Origin of the sequence: Aliiroseovarius subalbicans, assembly GCF_022678625.1 — a bacterium.
GTDB classification, from domain to species: domain Bacteria; phylum Pseudomonadota; class Alphaproteobacteria; order Rhodobacterales; family Rhodobacteraceae; genus Aliiroseovarius_A; species Aliiroseovarius_A subalbicans.
Genome location: NZ_JALBYQ010000005.1, coordinates 74,225 through 86,056, shown reverse-complemented (window position 1 = coordinate 86,056; position 11,832 = coordinate 74,225). Strand labels below are relative to the sequence as shown.

At 61.4% G+C, this 11,832-nt stretch carries 13 protein-coding genes; 4 read left to right on the top strand and 9 right to left on the bottom strand.

Annotation, left to right across the window (positions count from 1 at the left end; translation table 11 throughout):
• Positions 1-46: 46 nt before the first annotated feature.
• The 5 genes from MN188_RS15330 to MN188_RS15310 all read right to left on the bottom strand — a co-directional run bounded on the left by MN188_RS15330 (position 47) and on the right by MN188_RS15310 (position 3,468).
• A complete protein-coding gene (locus tag MN188_RS15330; RefSeq protein ID WP_242110120.1) occupies positions 47-253 on the bottom strand; it encodes a hypothetical protein in 207 nt (68 codons plus the stop codon).
• A 313-nt stretch (positions 254-566) separates the two neighbouring features.
• Entirely contained in the window at positions 567-926 is a 360-nt protein-coding gene (locus MN188_RS15325; RefSeq protein WP_242110119.1) for a hypothetical protein, read from the bottom strand.
• 48 nt (positions 927-974) lie between these two features.
• A complete protein-coding gene (locus tag MN188_RS15320) occupies positions 975-1,328 on the bottom strand; it encodes a hypothetical protein (RefSeq protein ID WP_242110118.1) in 354 nt (117 codons plus the stop codon).
• A gap of 139 nt (positions 1,329-1,467) precedes the next feature.
• Positions 1,468-1,920 (bottom strand): DUF6497 family protein, encoded by a 453-nt coding sequence (locus MN188_RS15315; RefSeq protein WP_242110117.1) that lies wholly within the window; start codon positions 1,918-1,920, stop codon positions 1,468-1,470.
• 15 nt (positions 1,921-1,935) lie between these two features.
• Entirely contained in the window at positions 1,936-3,468 is a 1,533-nt protein-coding gene (locus tag MN188_RS15310; protein WP_242110116.1) for an acyl-CoA carboxylase subunit beta, read from the bottom strand.
• 181 nt (positions 3,469-3,649) lie between these two features.
• On the opposite strand from MN188_RS15310, the gene MN188_RS15305 reads away from it, so the two are divergent.
• From MN188_RS15305 to MN188_RS15290, 4 genes are all read left to right on the top strand, one after another.
• Positions 3,650-4,864 (top strand): multidrug effflux MFS transporter, encoded by a 1,215-nt coding sequence (locus MN188_RS15305; protein WP_242110115.1) that lies wholly within the window; start codon positions 3,650-3,652, stop codon positions 4,862-4,864.
• 69 nt (positions 4,865-4,933) lie between these two features.
• Positions 4,934-6,322, top strand: coding sequence for a helix-turn-helix domain-containing protein (locus MN188_RS15300; RefSeq protein WP_242110114.1), 1,389 nt, complete (start codon positions 4,934-4,936; stop codon positions 6,320-6,322).
• Positions 6,319-7,083, top strand: a complete 765-nt coding sequence (locus MN188_RS15295; protein WP_242110113.1) for an alpha/beta hydrolase — start codon at positions 6,319-6,321, stop codon at positions 7,081-7,083. The genes MN188_RS15300 and MN188_RS15295 overlap by 4 nt, the downstream gene beginning before the upstream one ends.
• Positions 7,084-7,118: 35 nt before the next feature.
• A complete protein-coding gene (locus tag MN188_RS15290) occupies positions 7,119-7,583 on the top strand; it encodes an SRPBCC family protein (protein ID WP_242110112.1) in 465 nt (154 codons plus the stop codon).
• 6 nt (positions 7,584-7,589) lie between these two features.
• On the opposite strand, the gene MN188_RS15285 is transcribed toward MN188_RS15290, so the two are convergent.
• The 4 genes from MN188_RS15285 to betI form a co-directional block, all read right to left on the bottom strand.
• Positions 7,590-7,826 carry an HP1242/YdcH family protein gene (locus MN188_RS15285; protein ID WP_242110111.1) on the bottom strand — a complete coding sequence of 79 codons (237 nt, stop codon included), beginning with the start codon at positions 7,824-7,826 and terminating at the stop codon, positions 7,590-7,592.
• A gap of 139 nt (positions 7,827-7,965) precedes the next feature.
• The gene (gene betA / locus MN188_RS15280) at positions 7,966-9,624 is read right to left on the bottom strand and encodes a choline dehydrogenase (protein WP_242110110.1); all 1,659 of its coding nucleotides are present in this window, start codon (positions 9,622-9,624) and stop codon (positions 7,966-7,968) included.
• Complete coding sequence (gene betC / locus MN188_RS15275) at positions 9,624-11,132, bottom strand: choline-sulfatase (protein ID WP_242110109.1); 1,509 nt, start codon at positions 11,130-11,132, stop codon at positions 9,624-9,626. Before betC ends, betA begins: the two co-directional genes overlap by 1 nt.
• On the bottom strand, positions 11,129-11,710 hold the full coding sequence (gene betI / locus MN188_RS15270; RefSeq protein WP_242110108.1) for a choline-binding transcriptional repressor BetI: 582 nt from the start codon (positions 11,708-11,710) through the stop codon (positions 11,129-11,131). The genes betC and betI overlap by 4 nt, the downstream gene beginning before the upstream one ends.
• Between the last annotated feature and the right edge of the window lie 122 nt (positions 11,711-11,832).

Genomic DNA, 11,832 nt, shown 5'->3' with positions numbered 1-11,832 from the left:
GCCGCGCGAAGCGACGATGTTCAGGTCACAGGTCGGGCCTGTGGTATCAGTTGCAGACTTCCAGCCCGACGTCGTCGCACAAAGCGCCCGCCGCGCCGCCGATGACGGCGCCGGTAAGAAGGTTGCCGCGGGTCGCACCCGCAATGACAGCGCCCGCTGCCGCACCGGCACCGGCGCGTTCCAAGTCGTTCCACTGGCAGCCAGCCAGCGCGAATGCCGCGACCGCCGCCATTGCGATTGATTTGATGTACATGTTGCTCTGCCTCGTTGTGCAATTTTGTTATGAGGCGATTCTATCCGATTTTCCCTGACTGCAAAGGGGAAATTGCACTCTGCCCCCCCCTGCGCGCCTGTCCGCCGGAGAAAAATGCCCGACCTGGTCAATACACGACCAGGTCGGACAGAAGGGGAAGGGTAACGGTTTTGACTAAACCAGGCAGAAGACCGGGATATAGCCCCTGCCATGAATATGACTTTGCCAGCGCTCTGTGCATCACGAAAGACCGTGCTTATCTCGCGCCCTGATTGAGCCGAAATTTGCTGGAAATCGCTGTGTGCTGGCAGATTCACGCCGATCCCTCCGTGCCGAAAATCTCGGGAAAGGCGGCGGCGGCGCGGCGCAGGTCAATTTTTAGAAGGGCCTCGTAACTGGCGGGGTCGAAAGGATCTTCTGCGGCGACAACCTCGCGCCCGAAGAACCACGACAGACGCCCGGCATCCAGATTTCCGCGCTCGAAGGGCTGGTCTCCGAAGTTCTCCCACAGGGCTTTCATGAAGCCTGCGTCAGCGCGTCGGTCTGCGGGTCGGCGATCCGCGAACCGCTCGCGATGCACCAAGGGCGTTACACCCTTTTTGTTGTCACGACGGATGGTAAACTGGAAATCGGTCCCCGGCAGTCTGCCGGGGAACCCACGGTGTTTCAGCATTGTGAAGCCCCCCACAAAGCAGGGGGCACCCTGATTTCACCCGACGTTTCAGCCCCGAACGAGCAAACCAGTTCCGTTGTTGATTCCAGGGATGTCACGCTCGGGCGTGTCCCCGTTGTCATCCGGACGCTGCGGAATTGGCATGCAAACATCACGCTCTTGCGAATAAGCATATCCTTCCGGGCAGCAAGGAATTGGCGTCTGCTGCGGCACATAGTTCGTAGCGTAATCAACCAGCGGGGTGCGATCATATCCCGGTGGGCATTCGCCCTCCCCCGATGCTCCAACCTTGTTGAAAACCGGCTCAGGATAGACCGCTGCGGGCCTGTCCGCGTCCGAGGTGCAGGCCGACAGGGCGATGAGGCCAGCAGCACCAAGCAGAACGGTGAAACGAGTAAGCATTGTACCCTCCCTTCAAAGTTTTCGCGCGCACCAGCATTATACCCGTTTACCGCGAAAAAACCTCGAGCGGATTGACGCATGGGAAAAAAGTGGGCCATTTCTTGCCGGTGCGGCAGGGCTGGGTTGAGAAATCGAGCCATCAAAACCCCTCCCAAACGCAGCTTTCGCCATCCGGGCGGTAGGCTTCGAAAAACTGGGTGGCCTCCGGGTCGGACAGGCCGAACTCAATCACACGGTCCGATAGGCTGATGATTATTTGCGCCGGTCTGGGCCCGGTCGAGGCCACGCGCGGAAGGGCAAAGGTTTCGCACAGGTGCACCATGTCTTCCTCGGCCTGGAGGAATTCGATATCGCCAACGGTGCGTGCGATCCGAGGCGCGACGAAACGAAAGCGCACCGCAAGACCGGTCGCGCCGGGTTCGCCCCAAATCGCATCCTGAAACGTCACATCCTGTCCCGAAGGCACGCGGATCTTCTCGCCCGCCCCTGCCGGAGCGGACAGAACAACACCGACGCACAAGGCTGCCAGCGGTTGGCGAATGATTGCCCCCCACGTGGCCGCCTCAGTACGATATGTGAACGCCTCATGCATACCCGGTTTAAGTCCTTACAGCGGAATGTTGTCGTGCTTTTTCCACGGATTCTGCAACGACTTGCCGCGCAGACTGGCAAAAGCCCGACACACGCGCTTGCGGGTCGAATGGGGCTGGATCACCTCGTCGATAAAGCCCTTTTCGGCGGCGACGAACGGGTTGGCAAAACGATCTTCGTAGTCTGCCGTGCGCTGCGCGATCTTCTCGGGATCGCCCAATTCGCTGCGATACAGGATCTCGGTCGCACCCTTGGCGCCCATCACTGCGATCTCAGCTGTCGGCCAGGCATAGTTGAAATCACCGCGAAGGTGCTTGGACGCCATCACGTCATAAGCGCCGCCATAGGCCTTGCGGGTGATCACGGTCACCTTCGGCACCGTCGCTTCGCCATAGGCAAACAGCAGTTTCGCGCCGTGCTTGATGACGCCGCCGTATTCCTGGCTGGTCCCGGGCAGGAAGCCGGGTACGTCGACCAGGGTCAGGATCGGAATTTCGAACGCATCACAGAAGCGCACGAACCGCGCGGCCTTGCGCGAACTGTCAATGTCCAGGCAGCCCGCCAGCACCATCGGCTGGTTCGCGACAACACCCACGGTGGAGCCTTCCATACGGATGAAGCCGGTCAGGATGTTCTTGGCGAAATCTTCCTGGATCTCGTAAAAGTCGCCTTCGTCGCCCAGTTTTCCAATCAGCTCTTTCATGTCGTAAGGCGTGTTCGGATTGTCCGGCACCAGCGTGTCCAGACTCGCGTCCAGCCGCCCGGGGTCATCAAAGAACGGTCGCGTTGGCGCCTTCGACCGGTTGTTGAGCGGTAGAAAGTCGACCAGGCGCCGCACTTCGTTCAGCGCTTCGACGTCATTTTCAAACGCACCATCGGCCACCGACGATTTCTTGGTGTGAGTCGAGGCGCCGCCAAGCTCCTCGGCCGTCACGACCTCGTTGGTCACGGTCTTCACCACGTCCGGGCCGGTCACGAACATATAGGACGTGTCTTTCACCATGAAGATGAAGTCGGTCATCGCGGGCGAATAGACCGCACCACCGGCGCAGGGACCCATGATCACGCTGATCTGCGGCACCACACCCGAGGCCATGATGTTGCGCTGGAACACCTCGGCGTAACCGGCAAGTGAGGCGACGCCTTCCTGAATCCGGGCCCCGCCCGAATCGTTGATGCCGATCACCGGCGCGCCGTTCTGCATCGCCATATCCATGATCTTGCAGATCTTTTGCGCATGTGTTTCGGACAGTGAGCCGCCAAAGACCGTGAAGTCCTGGCTGAACACATAGACCATGCGGCCGTTGATCGTCCCCCAACCGGTGATCACGCCATCGCCTGCGGGCCGGTCGTCTTCCATCCCGAATTCGGTGCAGCGATGGGCCACGAACATGTCGAACTCTTCGAACGAGTCTTCGTCCAGAAGCAGCTCGACCCGCTCACGGGCGGTCAACTTGCCCTTGGCATGCTGACTGTCGATCCGGCGTTGACCTCCACCCAATCGGGCGGTTTCGCGACGGCTTTCAAGTTCCTGAAGGATATCTTTCATCTGGCGGCACTCCTTGATTTCAAGGCAAACTAGCCGCATTGTGCGATTGCAGAAAGAGAAATTCCGCGTATTTGCAAATAATTGACAAGACCGGTTCTGCAAATTGCATAATTGCAAATTATCGCATGAAGGGAAACCTGACCAACTGGACAAAACCGATGCGCGAGCGTAACCCGATACCATGGCCGACCTCGCAGCCCCTCGGTTTCTTGATTCAAGGACACCACCAAATGTTCTGACGCTGACGATGATCGTCGCGGCGGGGGCGATGTCGATGAACGTGTTCCTGCCGTCACTGCCGGGCATGGCGGAGCATTTCCAAACCGATTATCGCCTCATGCAATTGTCCGTTGCGCTGTATCTCGCGGTAAACGCGATACTTCAGATCATAGTCGGCCCGATCTCGGATATGGTTGGCCGTCGCCCGGTGATCTTGTGGAGCTTTGCGCTGTTCATTCTGGCCACGCTGGGCTGTATCTTGGCGCCGACCGTGCAAGTCTTCCTGGCCTTCCGCATGGCGCAGGCAGTCATCGTCGGCGGAATGGCGATTAGCCGGGCCGCCGTGCGCGATATGTACCCCCCCGACCAGGCCGCCAGCATGCTGGGCTATGTCACCATGGGCATGTCGATCGTGCCGATGCTGGCCCCCGCCCTGGGCGGCGTGCTGGATCAGGCGTTCGGCTGGAAAGCAAATTTTTGGCTGCAGGCAGCCATGGGCGCAGGAGTGCTTTGGCTGGTCTGGCGTGACATGGGCGAAACCGCAATGCGCCGCGAAGGCGGACTGCGCCGCCAACTGCACGACTACCCCGAGCTTTTGCTGTCGCGTCAGTTCTGGGGCTATTGCGCCGCAGCCGCGGCCTCGGCCGGCGCCTTCTTTTCTTACCTCGGCGGTGCGCCCTTCATCGGCAGCGTGATCTATCACATGGATCCAGCAACGATGGGGTTCTTCTTTGGCGCCCCCTCGGTCGGCTATCTGTTCGGAAACTGGTTTTCCGGCCGTTATTCCGTACGCTTCGGCATTAACCGCATGGTCATCATTGGCGCGACAATCGCGACGGTGGCACTTGTCATGTCGCTTGTATTGTTCCACCTCGGGCTTGGTTCACAATACGTGTTCTTCGGCTTCATGATCCCGCTTGGCCTGGGCAATGGCATTCTGTTGCCCAATGCCAATGCCGGCATGCTCAGCGTGCGTCCTCATCTTGCAGGAAGCGCGGCGGGGCTGGGTGGTGCGATATTGATCGGTGGCGGCGCCGGGCTGTCGGCGCTGTCGGGCTGGCTTCTGACCCCTGACACAGGGGCCTTCCCGCTGCTGTGGATGATGGTTATCTCTTCAACCCTATCGATCGTCGCCATCACTCTGGTGATCCGACGCCAGCGCCGCCTGGGCGCATGAACCTTGCCGCCCCCACTTTGCAAATGCTAAGCGAGGCATAGCAAATTCTGCAAAGGCGGCCCCGATCCCATGGCGACACAGAAACTCTATGCCGGCGTGAAACTGCGCGAATTGCGCACCCGTCTAAGCCTGACGCAAAAGGGGTTCGCCGAAAAGCTGGGCGTGTCCCTGCCCTATCTGAACCAGATGGAAAACAACAACCGCCCGGTCTCCACCGGGGTTGTGCTGGCGCTGGCGCAGGAGTTCGGCTTTGACGTGGCCGAGCTTTCGACCGGGGACGCCGAGCGCCTGGTCACGGACATGCGCGAGGCGCTGGCCGATCCGGTGTTCAGCGACAGCCCGCCATTGGCCGATCTGCGCCTTGCAGCTTCGAATGCCCCCGCATTGGCGCGGGCATTTCTGGAGCTGCACCGCGCCTATCGCCAAGGCCATGAACGCCTCGCCTCCCTCGACGAAGCACTAGGGCGGGATGGGTCGTCGGTGCAAGCAAGCCCTTGGGAGGAGGTGCGCGACTTCTTTCACTATTGCGACAACTACATTGATGCGGTGGATCGCGCGGCTGAACGGTTTGCCCGCGACGGAAATGCCGAAACCGCCGCGATGTCCGCTTTGGCCAAAATGGATATTACCGTTGACCTTCAAGCGGGTGAACGGCTTCGTGGATATGACGCCGGCAACCGAACGCTACATCTGTCGACTTTATCCACACCCTCGACCCGGCGATTTCAGCTGCTGCACCAGGTGGCACTGCTGACCCAAAACGACCTTCTTGAGGCAACGCTGGACCTGGCCCGGTTCCAGACCGATGAAGCCCGTGCGATTGCCAAGATCGGGCTTGCAAACTACTTCGCGGGCGCGGCCCTTCTACCCTATGGCGCGTTTCAGCAGGCCACACGCGACACGCGGCATGATCTGGAGCGGCTGGCGGACCTGTTTGGGGCGTCCATCGAGCAGGTGGCGCATCGGCTGTCCACCCTGCAACGCCCTGGCGCCAAGGGCATTCCGTTCTTCTTCGTGCGCGTCGATCAGGCCGGCACGATCACCAAGCGCCACTCGGCCACACGGTTGCAATTCGCCCGTTTTGGCGGTGCCTGCCCGCTGTGGAACGTGCACCAGGCGTTCGAAACGCCGGGCCGGTTCCTGCGGCAGTTGGCGCAGACCCCGGACGGGGTGCGCTACCTGTGCCTCGCGCGAAATGTGTCGAAATCCGGCGGCAGCTTCTCGGCCCCGGTGCGCCGCTATGCCATTGGCCTGGGATGCGAAATCCGCCATGCGCGCGATCTGGTCTATGCCGACGACATGGACGTGTCGAACGACGCCGCGTTTGAACCGATCGGCATTTCCTGTCGCATCTGCGAACGGAACGATTGCCACCAACGCTCGGTCCCCCCGCTGGAGCGTAAGTTGCGGGTGAACCCTGACGCGCGCGGTGTGCTGCCCTATGAGATCGACCGGTGAAGCGGCTTGCGCTGATCCTTGTCTTGCTGCTGCTTGGCACAGCTGTGATCGCCAACAATGCCGAACGCCTGCTGCTGTATCACTTCGACCCGACCCGCGTGAGCCCGGCCGAGGCCGGAGAACCCCGCCTGCGCGAGGTGACGCAAAACGGTCTGGTCCTGTGGGTCGCGGACCCGGCGCCAGGCCACCCGACAATCCTGTACTTCCACGGCAACGCCGGCAATCTGGCCCTTCGCACCGGGCGGTTCGGCAAGTTTCTGGATCGGGGCTATGGCCTGGCGGCGATGGCCTACCCTGGCAGTTCCGGCAGCACCGGAGAGCAAAGCACGGACGCTTTCGACGCCCATGCCCGCGCGGTCTATGACACGCTGAGCGGGCCGGTGGTGATCTATGGCGAAAGCCTGGGCACCGGGGTGGCCGTGACGCTGGCCGCCCGGACCGCACCGGTCGCACTGGTGCTGGAGGCGCCCTTCACCTCAATCCGCGATATGGCGCGGGTGATGTATCCCCAGCTGGGCGATCTGGTGGACCGGCTTCCCAACCTGTGGCCCAGCGAAACGCAGATTGCCGCCAGCACCGCGCCGCTTCTGATCCTGCATGGCGCACGCGACGCCCTGATCCCGGTCGACATGGCACGCGATATGCGCACAGCCAGCGGCGCGCGCGACAAGACGCTTTTTGTCGTGAAGGGAGCGGGTCACCAGAATGTTTGGCAACCGGCTGCGCAAAGGGTGCTTTACCACTTCCTCGATCGCTTCTAACGTTAGCGGAAACAGACGCTGCAACGGGAGATATCATGGAACTGACAGGCAGCCGCATCATTGCTGCGGACCGTGACACGGTCTGGGCACATCTGAATTCAGCCGAAACCCTGGCCGCCTGCATCCCCGGGTGTGAAGAGCTGCACGGAAGCCCCGAAGACGGCTTTGCCGCGACGGTGAAGCAGAAGGTCGGCCCGGTAAAGGCCACGTTCAAGGGCGAAGTGACCCTGTCGGACATCAACGCGCCTGAAAGCTACCGCATCGCGGGGGAAGGCAAGGGCGGCGTCGCGGGATTTGCCAAGGGGGGCGCGGATGTGCGGTTGGCGGATGTCGAGGGGGGCACCGAGCTGACCTATGAGGTCGTGGCCAAGGTTGGCGGCAAGCTGGCAAGTCTAGGAAACCGCATCATCCATGGCTTTGCCAGGAAGATGGCGGACAGGTTTTTCGACAGTTTCCAAGAGGTTGTCGAAGGCCCCGCCGCAGGTGACGGCGAGGCCTGAGGTCGGTCAGGCCGACAGAATCCGGTAAATCTCGTCCTTCAGAAGCGCGCGCTGCTTGCGCATGTCTTCTTCGTGGAACTGGTCGGTCGGTTCGATGTTGTCTTCGGCGCGGTGCACCTGCTCGTTGATCTCATGGTAGTCGGCATAAATCTTCGCGAAGTGCGAATCCGACTGTTTCAAAGCGATCATTTTCTCGGCGTGCTCGGGGAATTCTTCCGGCAGTTCGTGCGGCGTGTGGGACATGCGCGTCTCCTCCTTCATTGGTCGGGTGAGCCTAGTCACAAGGCGTGGCACCCTGCCTTGACTCGAATCAAATCGGAACCCGCATAAAGTGCGAAAGCGCGGCCTTCAATGGGTTTACCTTGGGTTTTCCGTGAAAATCCTAGCGTTGCTGAGTCTCCCAGTCCGGGTGGAGCCAGGGTTCGTCATTCGACGGCGGCAGCGGGGGGCGCCCCAGAATGTGGTCCGAGGCCTTTTCCCCGACAAGGATCGACGGCCCGTTCAGGTTGCCGTTGGTGATGCGCGGGAAAACCGAACTGTCGGCCAGGCGCAGCCCCTCGACGCCGATCACCCGCATTTCAGGGTCCACCACCGCCATCGGGTCATCCGCCCGACCCATCCGGCAGGTGCCACAGGGGTGATAGGCGCTTTCGGCATGTTCACGGATGAAACTGTCCAGCTCATCATCGCTCTGCAGACCCGCCCCAGGTTGGATTTCGTGTTTCACGTGGTCGCGCATCGCCTCCTGCCCGAAAACCTCGCGGGTCAAGCGTAGGCAGGCGCGGAAATCTTCCCAGTCCTGGTCGGTCGACATGTAGTTGAAAAAGATGCGCGGCGCCTCGTTCGGGTCCGCACTTTTCAGGGTAATTTCTCCGCGTGACGGGCTGCGCATCGGGCCTGTATGGGCCTGGAACCCGTGCCCCTCTGCCGATGCCTGACCGTCATAGCGCACAGCGATGGGCAGGAAATGGTATTGAATATCAGGGTATTGCACGCCCGCGTGCGACCGGATGAAAGCGCAGCTTTCAAACTGGTTCGAGGCGCCCAACCCGGTCTTGGTGAACAGCCATTGCGCGCCGATGACGGCCTTGGACACCAGGTTCCAATGCTTGTAGAGCGTGATCGGCTTCTTTGAAGCGAACTGGAAATAGATCTCCAGATGGTCTTGCAAGTTTTGACCGACGCCGGGGCGGTCGGCGATGACCTCGATCCCGTGTTCAGCCAGATGCGTGGCCGGGCCGATGCCCGACAGCATCAGCAATTTCGGCGAGTTGATGGCGCTGGCTGCAATGATCACTTCCCGCCCGGCACGGATGACCTCGATCTTGCCGCCACGCTCAACTTCGACACCCACGGCGCGACCGTCTTCGATCACGATGCGTCGGGCAAACGCGCGGGTCAGGTCGCAATTATCGCGTTTCAGCGCCGGTTTCAGATAGGCATTCGCGGCGGACCAGCGCCGACCCTTCCAGACCGTCTGCTCAAACGGGCCAAAGCCTTCCTGCTGCTTGCCATTGTAGTCGTCGGTCACCTGATATCCGGCCTGACGACCAGCCTCGACAAAGGCGTGAAACAGCGGGTTCTTGCGCGGGCCGCGGGTGACGTGCAGCGGGCCGTCTTTGCCGCGCCAGTCCGGGTCACCGCCGTGGCCGCCGTCGTGCCAATTTTCCATCCGTTTGAAATAGGGCAGCACATCGGCATAGGACCAGCCATCGGCGCCCTGCTCGGCCCAATGGTCGTAATCCTTGGCGTGGCCACGCACATAGACCATGCCGTTGATCGAGGACGACCCGCCCACGACCTTGCCACGCGGCGTGACCAGGGTCCGGTTGTCCAGATGCGGTTCAGGTTCGGTTTGAAAGCCCCAGTCGTATCGCTTCATGTTCATCGGATAGCTCAGGGCGGCGGGCATCTGAATGAACGGCCCTGCGTCCGTGCCGCCGTGTTCGATGACAAGCACCGAGACGCCCGCCTCGCTCAACCGATACGCCATGGCGCAGCCGGCGCTGCCAGCCCCGACGATTACATAATCCGCTTGCATCATTCGCCCCTCGGGAACCGCTGTCCCTCTTCCAGAGTGTCCAGGTTCATGTGATTGCGCATGTAGCGCTCGCTGGCCTGTTGCAGCGGCTGGTAATCCCACGGGAAATAGGCGCCATTGCGCAGCGCCTCATAGACGACCCAGCGGCGCGCCTGACTTTCACGCACTTCGGCGTCATAGGCGGCCAGATCCCAGCGCGCTTCGGACTTCGCCCGCAGGCTTGTCAGAGTGGCCGCGTGGGCCGGGTCGTCCGCCAGGTTGGTCAATTCGTGCGGGTCGTCGTCAATGTTGAATAATTGATCGGGATCCAGCGCGCAGCGGGTGTATTTCCACGGTCCATATCGCAAATGTACAAGTGGGGCATAGGAGCCTTCGGCGGCATATTCCATCGCCACCGGGCTTTCGCGGTCCCCTCCCCGCGCCACCGGCAGCAGGCTTTCGCCGTCCACCCATGGCGTGATCTCCTCCAGCGACACGCCGGCCAGATCGGCCAGAGTCGGGGTCACATCCAGGGTGGAGACCGGCGCATCGATCCGCGCAGGCGCCAACCCCGGCGCGCAGACCATCAGCGGCACCCGCGCGGAGCCTTCATAGAAGTTCATTTTGAACCACAACCCGCGTTCGCCCAGCATGTCGCCGTGGTCCGAGACGAACAGAATGATCGCCTCTTGTCGGGTATTTTCCAGCGCTTCGAAAATCTCGCCGATCTTGTCGTCCAGATACGAGATATTGGCGAAATAGGCGCGGCGGGACCGGCGGATGTCCTCATCCGTGATGTCGAAGTTGCGCCAGTCATTCGCGTCGAAAATCCGCTGCGCATGGGGGTCGTGGTCGTCATACTCCATCGCCGCCACATCGGGCAGAAGGTGTTCGCAATCCTCATAGAGGTCCCAATACTTCTTGCGCGCCACATAAGGGTCATGCGGATGCGTGAACGACACGGTCAGGCACCAGGGCCGGTCATCATGGCCGCGTGCCAGGTCATAGACCTTGCGCGTCGCGTGGTAGGCGACCTCGTCATCATATTCCATCTGGTTGGAAATCTCGGCCACGCCTGCGCCGGTGACCGAGCCCATGTTGTGATACCACCAGTCGATCCGTTCGCCCGGCTTGCGGTAGTCCGGGGTCCAGCCGAAATCGGCCGGATAGATGTCGGTGGTCAGCCGTTCTTCGAACCCATGCATCTGGTCGGGACCGACGAAATGCATCTTGCCCGACAGCGCAGTCTGGTAGCCTGCCCGGCGCAAATGGTGCGCATAGGTCGGGATATCCGAAGCGAACTCGGCGGCGTTGTCATAAACCCGCGTGCGACGTGGCAGCAGGCCCGACATGAACGACGCCCGCCCCGGCGCACACAGGGGCGACGCGGTGTAGGCATTGGCAAACCGGACCGAGCGCGCGGCCAGCGCCTTCAGGTTCGGCGCATGCAGCCAATCGGCGGGGCCATCGGGAAACAGGGTGCCATTCAACTGGTCCACCATCACGATCAGGATGTTCGGTTTCGTCATGAGTATTGCTCCAGCATTCGGTCCAGACAGCCCAGCACCTGATCACAGGCGGCTTGCCCATCGGGGGTCACGTCGCGCAGGGCATGGCGGATATAAAGCCCGTCGATCATCGCGGCGATGTTGTCGGCCACAAGGTCGGCCTGATCGCCCACCAGCGGGCGCAGGTCGTGGACAAGGTTGGCGTGAAGCCGCCCCTGATAGACCCGCAACAGGCGCCGCGCCCCATCGACGCTTTGCGCCTGCACATAGAAGTTTAGCCAGGCCGAAATGACCTCGGGCCGGAAATTTCCGGCCTCGAAGCTCGCCCCGATAATCGCCTCTAACCGGGCGCGCGGGGTGCGGGCCACGGACAGCGCTGCGCGCACCTGGGCGCCATAGACCGACAGGATGTGGCGCATTGCGGCCAGGAAAATCTGATCCTTGCCACCGAAATAGTGATGCGCCAGCGCCGAGGACACCCCGGCCCGCTTTGCGATCTGCGTCACCGTCACGTCCAGCGATCCCGCGCGCCCGATCTCGCTGATCGTCGCTTTGACCAGCGCGTCGCGCCGGATCGGTTCCATTCCCAGTTTCGGCATGCTGCCTCCTGACACTATCCGCCCAGTTTCCGGTTTTTAATTGACTCGTCAATCAACAAAACGCAGTTTCGTGGAATCCGAATGGCGGTTTCACCCTGACGCCCAAGGCGTTAGGGTTGCGT